Source organism: Polaromonas sp. AET17H-212 (assembly GCF_002379085.1).
Taxonomy (GTDB): Bacteria; Pseudomonadota; Gammaproteobacteria; order Burkholderiales; family Burkholderiaceae_C; genus Polaromonas.
In genome coordinates this window covers 30,524-46,351 of the sequence record NZ_NBZW01000005.1, presented here as the reverse complement: position 1 = coordinate 46,351, position 15,828 = coordinate 30,524, and the positions used below count along the sequence as shown (strand labels likewise).

Below are 15,828 nucleotides of genomic sequence, written 5' to 3'. Positions count from 1 at the left end.
TGATCCCCGGCGCGCAAGGCGCCAAGCGGCTTCCCCGATAATCCGGCATCGCCTTCGCAGGGCCTGAACCACCGGGAAACACTTTTCTCCATGAGTAATGACACTTTTGAATTCGAGTACCCGCGCGTGTTGTCCATCGCGGGGTCGGACAGCGGCGGCGGGGCGGGCATCCAGGCGGACCTGAAGACTTTTGCCGCGCTCGGCTGTTACGGCATGACGGCCATCACCGCGCTGACGGCGCAGAACACCCAGGGCGTGCGGGCCATTCATGGCGTGCCGCCGGCCATGCTGCGCGACCAGATCGATGCGGTGGTCGAGGACATCGGTGTGGATGCCGTGAAGATCGGCATGCTGCATTCACCCGAGATTGTGCTGGCCGTGGCCGAGGCCATTGACCGCCATGCGCTCGAGAAAATCGTGCTCGATCCGGTGATGGTGGCCACCAGCGGCGCGGTGCTGATCGACAACCCGGCCATTGAGGTCCTGGTGCGTGAGCTGTTTCCGCGCGCGGTGCTGGTCACGCCCAACCTGGACGAGGCCGCCCTGCTGGTCGGCCGGCCCCTGAACAATGCGGATGACATGGAAACGGCCGCGCACGAGCTGCTGGCAAGGGGCGCACGCGCGGTGCTGCTCAAGGGCGGGCATTTGCCGGGCGACACGGTCATGGATCTGCTGCTGACGGCCGCGGGCGAAAGACACTGGATGCATGCACCGCGCATTCACAGTGCCAACACGCATGGGACGGGCTGCACGCTTTCTTCTGCCATTGCGGCCGGACTGGCATTGGGGCAGCCCTTGCAGGAAGCCGTGGAAATGGCGCGGGCCTATGTGCGTGCGGCACTGCTGGCCGGCGCCAGGGTGAAAACCGGCGCCGGCAGCGGGCCGCTGAACCACGGGCATGCGCCCCTGGCCATGCGGCTCAAGCCCTTGAAGCCGCTCAAGCCGCGGGACTGAATGACGGCGATGGAACTGCGGTAGGCCCCAGAGAAAAGGCCCGCACATGGCGGGCCTGGCAGCGGGGTTTGACCCGGTGTTCAGTCGAAGACGGGCGTCTCCACCCCGAGCACCTTGTGCAGTTTCGGGCTGGTGGTGGTGTATTGCAGGTGGATCTTCTTGTCCGGAAAGATGAAGGGCGCCGCGCCGAAAGCGGCCAGTGCGCATTCATGAAAGCCGCTGAGGATCAGCTTTTTCTTGCCGGGGTAGGTGTTGATGTCGCCGACCGCAAAGATGCCGGGCACATTGGTCGAGAATTTTTCGGTGTCGACCTTGAGCTGCTTGCGCTCGATGTCCAGGCCCCACTCGGCAATCGGCCCGAGCTTGGGCGACAGGCCGAAGAAGACCAGCATCACGTCGAGCGGTACCACGCGGGTGACGCCGTCGGCACCGGTGACCTTGGCGCCGGTGAGCTTGCCGTCTTTCTCCTCGTAGCCGGTGACCTGGCCGACGATGAACTGCATCTCGTAGTTGTCGCACAGCTCCCTCATCTTCGCCACGCTGGCCGGTGCGGCCTTGAAACCGTCGCGGCGATGGATCAGGATCACGCTTTCGGCCTTGTTCGGGCCTTCCTTGGCGAAGTTGAGCGCCCAGTCGAGCGCGGAGTCGCCGCCGCCGACGATCACCAGGTTCTTGCCGGCAAAGTCAGCCGGCGACTTGACGCGGTAAAACAGCTGCGTGTTGTCAAACTTCTCGAGGCCGTCGACCTTCAGCAGGCGCGGCTGGAAAGCCCCCACACCGGCCGCAATGAAAATGGTTTTGGTCAGGAACTGCGTGCCTTTGGAGGTCTGGACGAAAAAGCGGCCGTCGTCCTGTTTTTCGACGGTGCTGACTTCCTGGCCGAAGTGGAAAGTCGCGCCAAAGGGCTCGATCTGCTTGAGCAGGGAGTCGGTCAGTTCCTTGCCGGTGCACATGGGCACGGCGGGAATGTCGTAAATCGGCTTGTCCGGGTAGAGCTCGATGCACTGGCCGCCAGGGTAGGCCAGCGAGTCGATGACATGGGCCTTGATTTCCAGCAGGCCGAGTTCAAACACCTGGAACAGCCCGACCGGGCCCGCGCCAACGATGACCGCATCGGTCTCTATCGGGCCGTCGTGCGCGGCAGCCGTGTTGATCACTTCCTGGTTCAGTTGAGGTTCCATGGGGCTTTTTTCGGGTTGCAATTTGGAGAAGGCGGGCAGACGCAAAGCCCTGCGATTGAATGCGTCTCAGCGAATCAGCTGGTCCAGTTTGCTGGTGACGTCTTTCCACTCTTCGGCATCGGGCAAGGCTTCCTTGCGCTTGGTGATGCTTTTCCAGCCCGGCGCATTGCTCAGCTCGACGTTGAGCTTGATGAAGGCGACCTGATCGGCCGGCACGTCTTCTTCGGCATAAATCGCGTTGACCGGGCACTCGGGGATGCAGACCGCGCAATCGATGCACTCGTCCGGATCGATCACCAGCATGTTGGGGCCTTCGCGGAAGCAGTCCACGGGACAGACATCCACACAGTCGGTGTATTTGCAGCGGATGCAGGATTCGGTAACGATGTGAGTCATGTTGTTCTTGCGGGATCGGTGGAAACCCTCAATTTTAAGAGGATTCCGTGAGCAGGGTTAAGTCGGGTGCCAGATCGGGGCTGATCCTGATCAAAGGATCAGCGCGGCGCCCGAGGTCTTGTTCGATGCCGTGTCCACCAGCACCAGCGAGCCCAGGACCCGCGAGCGGGCGTAAGGCAGGGTGGCCAGCGGGGCCTGCAGGCTCAGCTCGATGTGGCCGATGGCGTTGGGCGGCAACTCGCTGGCGTCTTCCTCGGCCAGGGTGTTGACGTCGAGCTTGTGGACGATGCGTTTGACCTTGGCCTTGACCCAGCGGTGGCCGTGCAGCGCCCAGTAGACCCGTCCGGCAACCAGCGGTTCGTCGTCCATCCAGGCGATGGTGACCGACAGTTCACGCGTGGGCTCAAAGGTGTTGGCCGCCAGCAGCCAGTCGCCGCGCGACACGTCGACTTCCCGGTCCAGCACAATGCCGGCGCTGTGGCCGGCCAGAATGGACTTGGGCTGGCGGGTGTGGTCCAGCACCTGGGCCACCACGGCGGTTTGTCCGCTGGGCAGCACGGTGACGGTCTGGCCCGGCTGCACGCCGCCGGTGGCCACCCGGCCCCAGAAGACGCGGCGGCCCTGCGAGGTGTCCGAGGATGAAGAAAATTTCTCGACCCATTGCACCGGGAAGGCAAAAGCCTCGGTGCTTTCGGCCGGGGTGGATGGCAGGTGCTCCAGCAGCTGCAGCAGCGACAGGCCTTCATAGCCGCACCAGCCGGGGCTGGCGTCCACCACGTTGTGGCCCTTGAGCGCGGAAATGGGCACGATGGCCCGGACCGGGATCTGCGCAGCCTGCGCGAAGGCCGTCAGCGCCGCGCTGATGTTGTTGAAGGCCAGTGTGGGATCTTCCACGGCGTCGAGCTTGTTGACCGTGAACACGATAGAAGGCACCCGCAGCAGGTTGACCAGCAGCGAGTGGCGCCGCGTTTGCGGCAGCAGTTCCATGGACGGGTTTTTCCAGTCCAGCTTGGTCGCATCGACCAGCACCACGGCGGCGTCGGCGCTTGACGCGGCCGTGACCATGTTGCGGGTGTACTGCTCATGGCCGGGCGCGTCGCCGATGATGAACTTGCGGTTCTCGGTGGCGAAGTAGCGGTAGGCCACGTCGATGGTGATGCCCTGCTCGCGTTCGGCCGACAGGCCGTCGGTCAGCAGGGCCAGGTCGGTTTCGCCGCCGCGCTGCACACCGGCCAGGTGGTCCTGCAGCACGGCTTTGCTGTCCACCAGCAGGCGGCCGATCAGCGTGCTCTTGCCGTCATCGACCGAACCGCAGGTGATGAACTTCAGCGCGGATTTAAGGTCATTTTGGCCTGTAGCGCCCGTCAGCTCTGCGCTATCAGCTATCAAATCAGCAGTGCTCATCAGAAGTACCCGTCTTTCTTGCGCTTTTCCATCGAAGCGTCGGAGGTTTTGTCGTCCATGCGTGTGGCGCCGCGTTCGCTCACGTCGGCGGCCAGGGTCTCGATCACGATCTCGGCGGCGGTGGCGGCCGGACTGTCCACCGGGCAGGTGCAGGTGATGTCGCCCACGGTGCGGAAACGCACGGTTTTCTCGACCACTTGCTCGCCCTCGCGCGCCGGCGTCAGCTCGGTCACCGGGACCAAGAGGCCCTTGCGCTCGACCACCTTGCGCTGGTGCGCGTAGTACAGCGAGGGCAGGGCGATGGCTTCGCGTTCGATGTATTGCCACACGTCGAGTTCGGTCCAGTTGGAGATCGGGAACACGCGGAAGTGTTCGCCGGGCTGCAGCCGGGTGTTGAACAGCGTCCAGAGCTCGGGCCGCTGGGCCTTGGGCTGCCACTGGCCGAAGCTGTCGCGGTGCGAGAAGATGCGCTCCTTGGCGCGGGCTTTCTCCTCGTCGCGGCGCGCGCCGCCGATCAGCGCATCGAAGCGGAACTCGTCGATGGCTTCGAGCAAGGTCACCGACTGGTGCACATTGCGCGACTCGCCGGGATGCGCCAGGCGCACTGTGCCGCGTTTCATCGAGTCTTCCACGTTGCGCACGATCAGCTCGGCGCCCAGCTCCTTCGCGCGCAGGTCGCGGAAGTCGGTCACCTCATGGAAGTTGTGGCCGGTGTCAATCATCAGCAGCGGATAGGGAATGCGGCCCACGCCGAAGGCCTTCTCGGCGCACTTGAGCATGACCAGCGAGTCCTTGCCGCCCGAAAACAGCAGGGCCGGGCGCTCGAAGGCGGCAGCCACCTCGCGCAGGATGAAAATCGTTTCTTCCTCGAGCGCGTCGAGGTGGGCGTTGGACAGCCGCGCGATGGAGGGCGCCGGGTCGGCTGGCAGCAGATTGGATGGTGAGCGGGCGTTCATAGGTCAGCGGTGGGGAGCATGGAGGGAGGGCCGTCAGTGCGCGAGGTGCAAGCCGCATTCGCGGTTGTCCTCGCCCTTGGTGGGGTCCATGTAGTCGAAGTTGTTGGGCAGGCCGTGGATCTCACAGTACTGGTAAAGGTCCTTGGACGACCAGTGCAGGAGCGGCGCGACCTTGATCAGCCCGTCCGGATTGACGCTGACCGCATCCATCTGGGCGCGCACGGCGGTATCGGTGGCGCGCAAGGCGGTGAACCAGACATGGGGCGCTGTTTCGCGCAGGGCGCGGGCAAAGGGCTCGAGTTTCACTTCTTCAGTGAAGGCTGCATGGCGCGGATCGTTCAGCGCCGGGGTCGGGCCTTCCACGGCCTCGCGGTGCGCACGCGAGCGGCGCGGCAGATAGATGTGCAGGTCCAGCTTGAGCAACTTCGTCACTTCGTCGGCGAAGCGGTAGGTGGCCTCGGTGTTGTAGCCGTTGTCCATCCAGACCACCGGAACTTTCGGGTTGGCGCGCGTCACCATGTGCAGTATCACCGCCTCGAAGGGGCGGAAATTGGTGGTGACGATGGCTGGCCGGCCCAGTCCCACGGCCCAGTCCACCAGGCCCTGTGCATTGCGGCCGAGTTCTGCGTTGATGTTGGCAAGATCCAGGTTCATGGTGTTCACGCCGCAGCCCCTTCCTTTGATTCCTTGAAGTGGGGTTGCACATCGACGGCGTCGCCCTGGTATTTGCCGACACCGTAACCGGGGTAGCTGGCCAGCACGCGTTGGGCCGTGGCCATGTCCTGGCCGGCGCGCAGCACGGCGACGTCAAAGCCGCTGCGCTCCATCTGTGCGAGCTGGTCGGCCAGCACGTCGCCGGTGGCGCGGATCTCGCCCTCAAAGCCGCGCCGGCGGCGCAGCAAAAAGGCCTGGCTGAAGGCGCGGCCGTCGGTGAACTTCGGAAAGTGCAGGTCGATGCGGGTCACGCCTTCCAGCGGGGCCTGCAGCGGGTCGGCGTCGTTGGGCAGCGCAAGCACCGTGCGGTCTTCGGCGCCTGCCGGGGTGTGGTCGGTCAATGGCAAAAGTTTCATGGGTTCTCCTCAGGCAGCCGCAACCGCAGCGGTGGCGGGTGTGGCTGCAAAACGTGCGCTATTGGCAGCCAGCTTGAATGGGTCGATGCCGACACGGCGCAAGGTGGCGATAAAGGTTTCGCCGGCCGCGCGCTCGCGCCGGTAGGTGTCGAGCACGGCCTCAATCACTTCCGGCACTTCGGCGGCGGAAAACGAGGGGCCGACGACCTTGCCGGGCACCGGTGCGCCGCTCAGCGTGGAGCCGTCCGAGCCGCCCAGCGTGACCTGGTACCACTCCTTGCCGTCCTTGTCCACGCCCAGGATGCCGATGTGGCCGCTGTGGTGGTGGCCGCAGGAGTTGATGCAGCCGCTGATGTGCAGGTCGATCTCGCCCAGGTCGTGCAGCTCGTCCATGTCCTGGTAACGCTCGGTGATCGCCTCGGCAATCGGGATGGAGCGTGCGTTGGCCAGCGAGCAGAAGTCGCCGCCGGGGCAGGCGATCATGTCGGTCAGCAGGCGGATGTTGGGGCGCGCAAAGCCGGACTTGCGCGCGGCGCGCCAGAGTTCGGGCAGCTCGTCGCAGCGCACCCAGGGCAGCAGCAGGTTTTGGTCGTGCGTGACACGCACTTCGCCGGCGCTGAAGCGGTCGGCCAGGTCGGCCGCCACGTCGAGCTGGTCGGCCGTCGCATCGCCGGGCGCCTGGCCCAGGCGCTTGAAGGACAGGGTCACGGCGCGCAGGTCGGGGTTCTGGTGCGGCGCCACGTTCTGCTTGAGCCAGCGGCCGAACTCGATGTCGTCCTCGGCGGCAGCGCGCAGGATGTTGGCAATCTTCGCATCGGCACTCTTGCGGTCGCACTGGAGCGTGGGTGGCACAAAGGAAGCCGTCACGCGGTCCAGCTCGGCCTGCGTGATGGTGTGCGGGCCGCCGTCGTGCTCCATGATCTGCAGGTACTCGGCTTCCACGTCGTCGATGTACTTCTGGCCCTCGGCCTTCACCAGGATCTTGATGCGCGCCTTGTACATGTTGTCGCGCCGGCCATAACGGTTGTACACGCGCACGATGGCCTCGATGTAATTCATGATCTGGTGCCACGGCAGGAACTCGCGGATCACGCTGGCAATGATGGGCGTGCGACCCATGCCGCCGCCGACCAGCACCTTGAAGCCCAGCTCGCCTTCAGCGTTGCGGACCAGGTGCAGGCCAACGTCGTGCCACGCCGTGGCGGCCCGGTCTTCTTTGGCGCCGCTGATGGCGATCTTGAACTTGCGCGGCAGGAAGGCGAACTCGGGGTGCAGCGTGCTCCACTGGCGCAGGATTTCACCAAAGGGCCGCGGGTCGGCGATTTCGTCGACCGCGATGCCGGCACGTTCGTCGCTGGTGATGTTGCGTATGCAGTTGCCGCTGGTCTGGATGCCGTGCATGTTGACGCTGGCCAGCAGGTCCATCACGTCGGCCGATTTGTCCAGCGGAATCCAGTTGTACTGGATGTTCTGGCGCGTCGTGAAGTGGGCATAGCCGGCGGTCAGCTTGGAGGCCACCGACAGGCCGCTTTTGAGGTTGACCGGACCGAGCTTGTCCTGGGCCGCCTGCGCGTCATTGAACAGCGCGGCATTCGGCTGATCATATTCGCGGGCGATTTTCGCCAGCACACGCACCTGGGCGCTCGAGAGTTCGCCATAAGGCACGGCGACGCGCAGCATGGGCGCATAACGCTGGACATACCAGCCGTTTTGCAGGCGCAGCGGGCGGAAGTCGTCTTCGGCCAGCTGGCCGGACTGCCAGCGGGTCAGCTGGTCGCGGTACTGGCTGGCGCGGGCTTTCACAAACTGGCGGTCAAATTCGGTGTATTGGTACATGGCGGTCAGGGATCAGGTGATTCGGAGGGTCAGATGGTCAGATGGCGATGAGTTTGGCGCCGGCATAAGCCAGCAGCACGGAAAGCAGGGAGCGTATCCAGCGGTCGGGTGTGCTGTTGACCAGGCGCGAGCCGAGCCAGATGCCGGGCAGCGAGCCGGCCAGCAGTTTGGCCAGCAGCAGCCAGTCGACCGAGCCGATGGACGCGTGGCCGAAGCCGGCCACCAGCGTCAGTGGAACCGCATGGGCGATGTCGGCGGCCACGATGCGCGGCAGCGGCAGGGCCGGGTAAAGCAGCATCAGCACAATCACCCCGATGGCGCCGGCGCCCACCGAGGTCAAGGTCACCAGGCTGCCAATCACGGCGCCAAACAGCACCGGCAGGGCCCAGTGGCGCGGCTGCGTGGCCGCGGCCAGGGCATCCGGGGCGATCTGGCGCGGTGCGGCCTTGCCATAAACGGCCTTGTAGAACGTGGCGCTCGCCGTGAGCAACAGTGCCACCCCCAGCGTGGTGGTCATCACGGCCTGGGCCGCCGGGCTGGTCGGCCCGACGAGATGCAGCACATACAGCGTGGCCAGCGAGGCCGGAATGCTGCCGGCCGCCGTCTGGCCGACAATTTTCCAGTCCACCAGCCGGGCTCGCGCCAGGCCAACCGTGCCGCCCAGCTTGGTGAAGGCGGCAAACAGCAGGTCGGTGCCGATCGCCAGATGCGGCTTGACGCCGAAAAAGAAGATCAGCAAGGGTGTCATGAGCGAGCCCCCGCCCACGCCGGTCAGCCCCACCACGAGACCGACGGCAAAACCCGCAAAAACAAAAGCAAAATCATGCATAAGCCGCAACTTTAGGGGGAGGGCTTATGAAAACAAACTACAGATTTGTTGTTCGCTTATGCGAATAAGCTTATTCGCCAGTGTTCATGCGGCTTTGCAGGCCTGATCACCGAATTCCGTGTCATCGGGACAACGCCATCAGCAACATTTGGACACAGGCCCCGTATCATCCACGGCAATAACAATAAGGGGGGCCGGCAGTGAAGCGGATATTCGTCAAATTTTTCGGTTTCAGCGGCACCGAGCGCCAGGCACTGGATCTGGTGTTTCGCCTGTCCGAGGCGCGCGACGTGGTGTATTCGGCCTGGACGGCACAAACCGCGGAGGCGATGGAAGCGCCCGATGTGCTGATCATCGACGGCGACAGCTGGGAGGCGGTGCTGGCGTTGGCCAACCCCGCCCACGACGGCGTCAAACTCATCTGGATCGGCGACGAGGCGCCCGCCCAGGCCTGGCGGGTGTTTGCGGCGCCGGTCAAATGGTCGGGCGTGCTCGAAGCGATGGACGAGGCCTTCGGGCTCCTGCCCCGACCCCTGCCTTCTTTGCCTGAGCCCCAGGCCTCGCTGCCGATGGATCTGGACCTCGCGCACGATGAGGACCTCGATGTGGTGTTCGACGAAGTCGACGCCACCGAACCCCTGCCGCTGGAGCCGGGCGTGTTGCCCCTGGCCGGGCGGCGGGTGCTGGTGGTGGACCCCGGGCGCGATAACCGCCTGTACCTGCGCGCCAAGCTGGCCGCCGCCGGCCTGCACGAGGTGGACGAAGCGGCTACCGGCACCGAGGCCCTGATTCTGCTGAACACCCATGCCTACCTGCTGGCGATGGTGGACCTCGGGCTGACCGACATGGCCCCCTGGCAGCTGATCAAGGCGGTGGACAACACCCGGCCGGCCATCGCCCACATGTTTGTCACCGGCACGGCGCCGGCCTGGCAGCAGGGGGTGCGGGCCCGTTTTTCCGGTGCGCAGGTCTACCTGCAAAAACCCCTGCACCCCGGGCAGCTCAAGAAATTGCTACGAAATATATAGCTGCCTGCGCTTACGTATCAAGGGCTGGCATCAGAAAAGGCTTCAAATCACCGGATCCACGGGCGCCACCCGTTGTTTGAGCAGGCTGGCGCGCTGCGGCGCCAGTGCCTGCAGCATGCGCTGGTCCACCGGCAAAGGCTCGCCATGCAGCCGGGCGGCGAGCAGTTCACCGCCGAGCACGGCAAACGTCAGCCCGCGGGAACCCATGGCCGTGTTCACCCAGAGCCCCGGTTGCCGCACGGGATCGAGCGGGCCCACCAGCGGCAACCGGTCCGGTGACGCGCATCGCACGCCGGCCCAGGCCCGGGCGCTGCCATCCTGAAAATCTGCTGCCAGTTGGCGCGCCGTGTGCGGCAGCAGGGTCTGCAGGCGTTCCAGGTTGGCCTGCTGGTCGGCCGGGTCGGGCCGACTGTCATCGCGGTCGCGCTGAAAACCGGCGCCAGCCATCCAGGCCACACCGTCATCGACCGGCACGGCGGGCAGCAAGCTGCCATGGCCGTTGACCGGGAAGGCGGGAAACACGCTGTCGTCGGCAGTGCGCCGCAGGCCCCAAGAGACCTGGCCGCGAATCGCCTGCAGCGGCAGCCCGCCGTCCACCAGCAGACCGCTGGCGTGGGCCGCGGCCAGCACCACCAGATCGGCCCGCGCGATGAGTTGCGCCTGGGCGTCGAACGCCTGCCATTGCCCAGTGGCGTCGCGTTCCAGTCGCGCTGCCTGCACGCCGCCGCGCCAGGTGATGCCGGGCTGCGCAAGCAGCGCCTGCACCAGTCGGGCCGGCTTGATCCAGCCGGCCCGGTGGTGCCAGGTGGCCGCCGAGGCCGTGTCCAGCCCGGCTTGTTCGAGTTGCGCCGCGCTGGCCGGCTCGCTCCAGTCGCGCCCGGCGTCGGGCCAAGTGGCAGGCAGGCCGCCGCTGTCGTCCAGCCGCCGTTCCAGCACGCCGCAGGCCTGCCAGTCGCGGCCTTCCTGCAGCAGCGCCCGGGCCTGCTGCAGCGTGGCGCGCACGCCGCAGCGCGACAGGCGCGACAACAGGCTGTCGTCGGGCGAGACATGCGGCACCAGCACGCCGGCCGGCAGGCCGGAGGCGCCGCCAGCCGGCGCGTCATGCGCGTCCAGCACCAGGACCTGCCAGCCGCGCCGCGCCAGGCTGGCGGCCGTGGCTGCACCGGCCAGACCGGCGCCGATGACGACACAGCTTGAGGGCAGGACCGGCGCCGAGGGCGCACTGCCGGCGACCTTGCGCGGCACCCAGCGCGGGGCGAACTCGCCCTGCAGGTTGTCGCGTTTGGGCGGCAGCCCGGGCGTTTTCTTCACCGCAAAGCCGACTTGCGCCAGCCCGTCCAGCACGCTGCGCGCCACCGTCCAGCTGGCAATGCGGGTGCCGCGGCGGCAACACCGCGCGACTGCCTTGAAGGTATGCAGATCCCACATGTCGGGGTTTTTAGCCGGGCTGAAGCCGTCGAGGTAAACGGCGTCAGCTTCAAACGCCTGCTCGCGCAGCACCGCCTGGGTGTCGCCGATGCACAGGGTCAGCAGCACCTGCCCGTTTTCAAACACCAGCCGGTGCACCCCTGGCAGCAAACCCCAGCACTGGGCCAGCAGCTGCTCGGCCAATGGCAGCAGTTCAGGATGTGCCGCGGCGGCACGCAGGATGTCGGCAGCCCCGGCCGGGTGCGCTTCGGTGGCCACAAAATGCAGCCGCCGCGGGCGCGCGGGGTCGGCCTTCCAGGCCTGCCAGGTCACCAGGAAGTTCAGCCCGAGGCCAAAGCCGGTTTCCAGGATGCACCACTGCGGCTGGCCGGCCCAGGCGGCAGGCAGGCCACAGCCGTGCAGAAACACCTCGCGCGACTGCGCAAGCCCGCCGAGTTCGCTGCGGTAGCGATCGCCAAAACGCGGACTGTAAGGCGTGCCGTCGGCCAGCCACTCAATCACTTCAGCCATGGCTGGCGAAGGAAAAACCGGTCAGGTTCAGGATTCCGTAGGAGGGACGTAACCCTGCACCTTGTCGGCGCCGGTGCCGAAAAAGTGGTTTTCCATCTGGCGCGCCAGGTACTGGCGGGCGCGGGCGTCGGCGAGGTTCAGGCGGTTTTCATTGACCAGCATGGTCTGCTGCTTCATCCACTCGGCCCAGGCTTCCTTGCTGACTTCTTCCCACAGGCGTTTGCCCAGAGGACCAGGGTAGGGGGGAAAGTCCAGACCTTCGGCTTCCCGGCCCAGTTTGATGCATTTGACGGTACGTGCCATGGGGACTTCTTTCGTGGAATCTGGTTATAGATGATTTGGGTATTAAGAACTGAATTCTTATTCGTTCCTGTTTTGGCCTGCCGCTTCCAGAATCCAGCTTCTCACTCAAACCCGCATATCAAAAATGCACCGGACCAGAAAGCAGACCATGACCTTACGCCGCCATTTTATGAATGTTTCCACCCGCCTGGCAGTAGCCGTGGCACTGGCAGGGTCGGCCGGAGCCGCGCTGGCGCAAACGCCGGCCGCCAAACCCCCCGTGACCCTGCTCAATGTGTCCTACGATCCGACCCGCGAGTTCTACGTGGAGTACAACGCGGCCTTCGCCAAATACTGGAAAACCAAGGCCGGGCAGGACGTGACCATCAAGCAGTCGCACGGTGGCTCGGGCAAGCAGGCGCGCTCCATCATCGACGGGCTGGATGCCGACGTGGCCACGCTGGCGCTGGCAGGCGACACCGATGCGCTGGTCAAAAACGGTGCATGGCTTGCGCCCGACTGGCAGAAAAAGCTGCCGCACAACTCGTCGCCCTACACCTCGACCATCGTGCTGGCCGTGCGCCAAGGCAACCCCAAGGGCATCAAGGACTGGGACGACCTGATCAAGCCCGGTGTCAGCGTGATCACGCCCAACCCCAAAACCTCGGGTGGCGCGCGCTGGAATTACCTCGCGGCCTGGGAGTTCGCCAAGCGCAAATACGGCAGCGATGCCAAGGCCAAGGAGTTTGTCGCCAAGCTCTACGGCAACGTGCCGGTGCTTGACACCGGCGCGCGCGGCTCCACCATCACTTTTGCCCAGCGCGCCCAAGGCGATGTGTTGATCGCCTGGGAAAACGAGGCCTACCTGCTTGAAAAAGAATTCGGTGCCAGGTTCGACGTGGTGGCACCGTCAATCAGCATCCTGGCCGAACCAGCGGTGGCCGTGGTGGACAAAAACGTCGACAGGAAAGGCACACGCGTCGTGGCCGAGGCGTACCTGAAGTACCTGTATTCCGAAGAAGGCCAGGACATCGCCGGCAAGAACTTCTACCGCCCGGCGGTGTCGCAAAAAGCCATCGCCAAATACGCCAAACAGTTTCCCAGGCTGAACCTGTTCACCATCGACCAGGCTTTCGGCGGCTGGGCCAAGGCTGACAAGGAGCACTTTTCGGACGGCGGTTCCTTCGACCAGATCTACGTCCGCAAGTAAGCATCAACAGCCCCGGGGCGCTGCCAGGTTTGATGCATGTCAGCCCGCATTGCTCCGACGTGACTATCATGAACGGATCAGATGCTCAGCCGGAGACGTTTCATGGAACCCAAATCGCACTGGGAGCAGGTCTACACCGCCCATGCCGCCGAAGCCGTGAGCTGGTACCAGCCGCACGCCACCTTGTCGCTGGAGTTGATCCTGCGTGTCGCCCACGACAAGTCGGCGCGTATTGTCGATGTGGGGGGCGGGGCTTCCCGCCTGGTGGACGACCTGCTGGACCACGGCATGGCGGATGTGAGCGTGCTGGATATTTCCGGTGCGGCGCTTGAGGTGGCGCGCTGCCGGCTCGGTGAGCGGGCAGGGCGGGTGCGCTGGATCGAGGGCGACATCACGACCGTTCCGCTGGAGAAAGCCAGCATCGACGTTTGGCACGACCGGGCCGTTTTCCATTTTCTCACCGATCCGGCGGACCGCGCCGCTTATGTCGCCCAGGTGCGCCGCGCCGTGCGCCCGGGCGGGCATGTCATCGTGGCGGCCTTTGCCCCGGACGGGCCCCTGCAATGCAGCGGCCTGCCGGTGGTGCGGTACGCGCCCGATGCACTGCATGCCGAGTTTGGCGGCGCTTTTGAACTACTGGAGCACTTGCAGGAAGACCATTGCACGCCTTCCGGTGCCCTGCAGCATTTCGTTTATTGCCATTGCGTCCTGCATTGACGGGGCCCCAAAAGACGGCCCGGCACGCAACCCGCTGCAGGCATCCTGACAGGAGCATTTTTTTGAAGCGAAACAAGCCTTTGGCCCTTGTCGGACGGTCGCTGTCAGCTATCAAAAGAATAGTGATCCGCGCGGTCGGTGCATTCCGGCTTGTTTTTCGGCCAAAAGCCCCCAGTTTCAGAGGCATGAACACGACCCAAACCCCTTCTTCCAGTGCCGACCTGACCGTGACACACGTGCTGGCTGAGCTGCTTGAGCGGCTGGAGCACAGTGCCGTTCCGGTCGGCCCGGAGCAATACCTCTCTGTGGTGACCCACCTGGTCGAGGCGTTTGACAGCGTCACGCCGGGGGGCGAACTGGGGGCTTTGCTCGACACCCACCCGGCCGCGGCCGAATTGTACGAAAATATCTTCTACCAGCATGCGGGCCTGTGCCGCTCGCCGCTGGATCCGGCGCTGGCTGCCGAACGGCAGGCCAGGCAAGCCATAGAGCGCGCAATGCGCCAACCCAACCAAGGAAACACCCATGGCCAGAGCTGATGCCAAAACCACCGTCCTTGCCGACGGACTGCGTTACAAATCCAAGGTGTCGGGCTCCCCGTTTGTCGCGTCCGCTTCTTTCGGTGCCGCCACGATGTCGTGCTTCATGTGCGGCAAACACCGTCCCCGCTCGCAGATGGGCACTCGCAAGGTGCTGGGCAAGTCCCACGCCGTGTGTGCGCCGTCGTGCAAGGCGCTCGACGAAGCCAACAACAGCTGATTCAGGTCGTCGGCCGGGGTACAGATGACGGATTCCCTGCACATCGTGTGTCCGCACTGCCACACGACCAACCGCGTCAAAAGCGCGGACCTGGCCAAGGCGCCGGACTGCGGCAGCTGCCACAAGGCGCTGTTCACCGGGCAGCCGGTCAACCTCGACGAAGCGGCATTTGACCGCCACATCACGCGCAACCAGATCCCGGTACTGATCGATTTCTGGGCGCCTTGGTGCGGCCCCTGTCTGCAGATGGCGCCGGCCTATCAACAGGCCGCCGCGCAGCTGGAGCCCGCGGTTCGCGTGGCCAAGGTGGACACCGAGGCCGCCCGCAATCTGGGCGCACGCTTCAACATCCGCAGCATCCCCACGCTGGCGCTGTTCGTGAACGGCCGCGAGGTCGCGCGCCAGCCCGGCGCCATGGGCGCCGCCGACATCGTGCGCTGGACGCGTTCACACATCGGCTGACGCCCGCGCGGCCCGGCCGTGCCTGCCAGTTCCGTGCCTGGCCCTCAACTTGTCGGGCAGCCTGCCGTTAAGCAGGTATGGCTCTGCTACTTGTCCTTCAAAAAATCACGTTTGTTGTCCCGGCGCCTGTTCGCCGCTGCGGATGCAGGCGGGGGCACGGGTCGACAGGCCAGCGGCTGGCTGATTTTTCTGGAGAACCGTCATGATTCGCACCAACACCATTGGACTCAAAGAGGTTTGTCTCACCGCTGTTTCCGCGCTGGACGAGCTGGTGTTTGAGCTCATCTGCGGCAGCCCGCAGAGCTTGTCGCCCGTGTTCCTGGACTGGGTGGCCGACGAAGCCACGCCTTTTGTCGAGCGGCAGGTCGCCCGGTCCTTCGCCACACCGCATTTTGCGGCCAGCCTGCGCATGGGCGACCAGCGCGTGGCCATGGCGCGCTGGGTGCGGCTGTGGGTCGGGCCGCGCATCGTGGCCGGTTTTGAGGAACTGGCTGTCTGCCTGCCAGAGTTTGCGGATAGCCGGCCCGCTGGCCGGCTGCCTGTGCCGGTGGAGGCCGCGGGATCCGGCGCCAGCAGGTTCGGCCATCGTTTCCTCGCCCTGCTGGGGCTGGCCAGCGCCGGCACCGCCGGCTTGCAGGATTCCCCGCCACGCTATCAATAAAGTAGCTGTTGGTGCCCGATTCCATTGGGCTGGAAGCCAATTTCGTGCATGAAACAGGGCCTCCCCGCCCTGCGCCGAATCGGCGGGATGTCCGTTTCCGGCGAGCCTGACCGCGGCCCTTGGCCTACGCTTGGGTTTTCCCCAG

18 protein-coding genes are annotated in these 15,828 nt (G+C 65.2%); 8 read left to right on the top strand and 10 right to left on the bottom strand.

The features are described 5' to 3' along the window. Positions 1-90 precede the first annotated feature (90 nt). On the top strand, positions 91-954 hold the full coding sequence (thiD, locus tag B7G53_RS06385) for a bifunctional hydroxymethylpyrimidine kinase/phosphomethylpyrimidine kinase (RefSeq protein WP_096665267.1): 864 nt from the start codon (positions 91-93) through the stop codon (positions 952-954). A gap of 80 nt (positions 955-1,034) precedes the next feature. Here thiD and B7G53_RS06380 read toward each other — a convergent pair whose 3' ends face one another. The 8 genes from B7G53_RS06380 to B7G53_RS06345 all read right to left on the bottom strand — a co-directional run bounded on the left by B7G53_RS06380 (position 1,035) and on the right by B7G53_RS06345 (position 8,626). After that, positions 1,035-2,135: an NAD(P)/FAD-dependent oxidoreductase gene (locus tag B7G53_RS06380; RefSeq protein WP_096665587.1), complete on the bottom strand. Its 1,101-nt coding sequence runs from the start codon at positions 2,133-2,135 to the stop codon at positions 1,035-1,037. A gap of 66 nt (positions 2,136-2,201) precedes the next feature. Further along, positions 2,202-2,531 carry a ferredoxin FdxA gene (fdxA, locus tag B7G53_RS06375; protein ID WP_096665264.1) on the bottom strand — a complete coding sequence of 110 codons (330 nt, stop codon included), beginning with the start codon at positions 2,529-2,531 and terminating at the stop codon, positions 2,202-2,204. Between the two features lie 90 nt (positions 2,532-2,621). Then, the gene (locus B7G53_RS06370; protein WP_096665261.1) at positions 2,622-3,935 is read right to left on the bottom strand and encodes a sulfate adenylyltransferase subunit 1; all 1,314 of its coding nucleotides are present in this window, start codon (positions 3,933-3,935) and stop codon (positions 2,622-2,624) included. After that, the gene (gene cysD, locus B7G53_RS06365) at positions 3,935-4,891 is read right to left on the bottom strand and encodes a sulfate adenylyltransferase subunit CysD (RefSeq protein ID WP_096665257.1); all 957 of its coding nucleotides are present in this window, start codon (positions 4,889-4,891) and stop codon (positions 3,935-3,937) included. Before cysD ends, B7G53_RS06370 begins: the two co-directional genes overlap by 1 nt. A 33-nt stretch (positions 4,892-4,924) precedes the next feature. Then, a complete protein-coding gene (locus B7G53_RS06360) occupies positions 4,925-5,545 on the bottom strand; it encodes a phosphoadenosine phosphosulfate reductase domain-containing protein (protein ID WP_096665584.1) in 621 nt (206 codons plus the stop codon). 5 nt (positions 5,546-5,550) lie between these two features. Continuing rightward, positions 5,551-5,961, bottom strand: coding sequence for a DUF934 domain-containing protein (locus tag B7G53_RS06355; RefSeq protein ID WP_096665254.1), 411 nt, complete (start codon positions 5,959-5,961; stop codon positions 5,551-5,553). 9 nt (positions 5,962-5,970) lie between these two features. Continuing rightward, positions 5,971-7,797 carry a nitrite/sulfite reductase gene (locus B7G53_RS06350; protein ID WP_096665252.1) on the bottom strand — a complete coding sequence of 609 codons (1,827 nt, stop codon included), beginning with the start codon at positions 7,795-7,797 and terminating at the stop codon, positions 5,971-5,973. Positions 7,798-7,834: 37 nt separating this feature from the next. Then, complete coding sequence (locus B7G53_RS06345; RefSeq protein WP_096665250.1) at positions 7,835-8,626, bottom strand: sulfite exporter TauE/SafE family protein; 792 nt, start codon at positions 8,624-8,626, stop codon at positions 7,835-7,837. Positions 8,627-8,826: 200 nt separating this feature from the next. Here B7G53_RS06345 and B7G53_RS06340 point away from each other — a divergent pair, with 200 nt between their 5' ends. After that, complete coding sequence (locus B7G53_RS06340; RefSeq protein WP_096665247.1) at positions 8,827-9,654, top strand: response regulator; 828 nt, start codon at positions 8,827-8,829, stop codon at positions 9,652-9,654. A 42-nt stretch (positions 9,655-9,696) separates the two neighbouring features. Here B7G53_RS06340 and mnmC read toward each other — a convergent pair whose 3' ends face one another. Continuing rightward, on the bottom strand, positions 9,697-11,592 hold the full coding sequence (mnmC, locus tag B7G53_RS06335; RefSeq protein ID WP_096665244.1) for an FAD-dependent 5-carboxymethylaminomethyl-2-thiouridine(34) oxidoreductase MnmC: 1,896 nt from the start codon (positions 11,590-11,592) through the stop codon (positions 9,697-9,699). Positions 11,593-11,619: 27 nt separating this feature from the next. Beyond that, positions 11,620-11,895, bottom strand: coding sequence for an oxidative damage protection protein (locus B7G53_RS06330; RefSeq protein ID WP_096665241.1), 276 nt, complete (start codon positions 11,893-11,895; stop codon positions 11,620-11,622). A 148-nt stretch (positions 11,896-12,043) separates the two neighbouring features. Between B7G53_RS06330 and B7G53_RS06325 the strand changes: the two genes are divergently transcribed. From B7G53_RS06325 to B7G53_RS06300, 6 genes are all read left to right on the top strand, one after another. Beyond that, complete coding sequence (locus B7G53_RS06325) at positions 12,044-13,084, top strand: sulfate ABC transporter substrate-binding protein (protein WP_176491299.1); 1,041 nt, start codon at positions 12,044-12,046, stop codon at positions 13,082-13,084. 102 nt (positions 13,085-13,186) lie between these two features. Continuing rightward, the gene (locus B7G53_RS06320) at positions 13,187-13,801 is read left to right on the top strand and encodes a class I SAM-dependent methyltransferase (RefSeq protein ID WP_096665236.1); all 615 of its coding nucleotides are present in this window, start codon (positions 13,187-13,189) and stop codon (positions 13,799-13,801) included. Between the two features lie 185 nt (positions 13,802-13,986). Beyond that, positions 13,987-14,340 carry a hypothetical protein gene (locus B7G53_RS06315; protein ID WP_096665233.1) on the top strand — a complete coding sequence of 118 codons (354 nt, stop codon included), beginning with the start codon at positions 13,987-13,989 and terminating at the stop codon, positions 14,338-14,340. After that, positions 14,327-14,560 (top strand): hypothetical protein, encoded by a 234-nt coding sequence (locus B7G53_RS06310; protein ID WP_096665230.1) that lies wholly within the window; start codon positions 14,327-14,329, stop codon positions 14,558-14,560. Before B7G53_RS06315 ends, B7G53_RS06310 begins: the two co-directional genes overlap by 14 nt. 24 nt (positions 14,561-14,584) lie before the next feature. Next, the gene (gene trxC, locus B7G53_RS06305; RefSeq protein WP_096665227.1) at positions 14,585-15,022 is read left to right on the top strand and encodes a thioredoxin TrxC; all 438 of its coding nucleotides are present in this window, start codon (positions 14,585-14,587) and stop codon (positions 15,020-15,022) included. 202 nt (positions 15,023-15,224) lie between these two features. Next, positions 15,225-15,683 (top strand): hypothetical protein, encoded by a 459-nt coding sequence (locus B7G53_RS06300; RefSeq protein WP_096665225.1) that lies wholly within the window; start codon positions 15,225-15,227, stop codon positions 15,681-15,683. The last annotated feature ends 145 nt before the right edge of the window (positions 15,684-15,828 follow it).

Bases quoted from the DNA above. Each gene is read 5' to 3' on its own strand.
- fdxA (WP_096665264.1), bottom strand. From the start codon at position 2,531: ATGACTCACATCGTTACCGAATCCTGCATCCGCTGCAAATACACCGAC.
- B7G53_RS06345 (WP_096665250.1), bottom strand. From the start codon at position 8,626: ATGCATGATTTTGCTTTTGTTTTTGCGGGTTTTGCCGTCGGTCTCGTG.
- thiD (WP_096665267.1), top strand. From the start codon at position 91: ATGAGTAATGACACTTTTGAATTCGAGTACCCGCGCGTGTTGTCCATC.
- B7G53_RS06315 (WP_096665233.1), top strand. From the start codon at position 13,987: ATGAACACGACCCAAACCCCTTCTTCCAGTGCCGACCTGACCGTGACA.
- B7G53_RS06325 (WP_176491299.1), top strand. From the start codon at position 12,044: ATGACCTTACGCCGCCATTTTATGAATGTTTCCACCCGCCTGGCAGTA.
- cysD (WP_096665257.1), bottom strand. From the start codon at position 4,891: ATGAACGCCCGCTCACCATCCAATCTGCTGCCAGCCGACCCGGCGCCC.
- trxC (WP_096665227.1), top strand. From the start codon at position 14,585: ATGACGGATTCCCTGCACATCGTGTGTCCGCACTGCCACACGACCAAC.
- B7G53_RS06370 (WP_096665261.1), bottom strand. From the start codon at position 3,935: ATGAGCACTGCTGATTTGATAGCTGATAGCGCAGAGCTGACGGGCGCT.
- B7G53_RS06350 (WP_096665252.1), bottom strand. From the start codon at position 7,797: ATGTACCAATACACCGAATTTGACCGCCAGTTTGTGAAAGCCCGCGCC.
- B7G53_RS06330 (WP_096665241.1), bottom strand. From the start codon at position 11,895: ATGGCACGTACCGTCAAATGCATCAAACTGGGCCGGGAAGCCGAAGGT.
- B7G53_RS06310 (WP_096665230.1), top strand. From the start codon at position 14,327: ATGGCCAGAGCTGATGCCAAAACCACCGTCCTTGCCGACGGACTGCGT.
- B7G53_RS06320 (WP_096665236.1), top strand. From the start codon at position 13,187: ATGGAACCCAAATCGCACTGGGAGCAGGTCTACACCGCCCATGCCGCC.
- B7G53_RS06380 (WP_096665587.1), bottom strand. From the start codon at position 2,135: ATGGAACCTCAACTGAACCAGGAAGTGATCAACACGGCTGCCGCGCAC.
- B7G53_RS06360 (WP_096665584.1), bottom strand. From the start codon at position 5,545: ATGAACCTGGATCTTGCCAACATCAACGCAGAACTCGGCCGCAATGCA.
- B7G53_RS06300 (WP_096665225.1), top strand. From the start codon at position 15,225: ATGATTCGCACCAACACCATTGGACTCAAAGAGGTTTGTCTCACCGCT.
- B7G53_RS06355 (WP_096665254.1), bottom strand. From the start codon at position 5,961: ATGAAACTTTTGCCATTGACCGACCACACCCCGGCAGGCGCCGAAGAC.
- mnmC (WP_096665244.1), bottom strand. From the start codon at position 11,592: ATGGCTGAAGTGATTGAGTGGCTGGCCGACGGCACGCCTTACAGTCCG.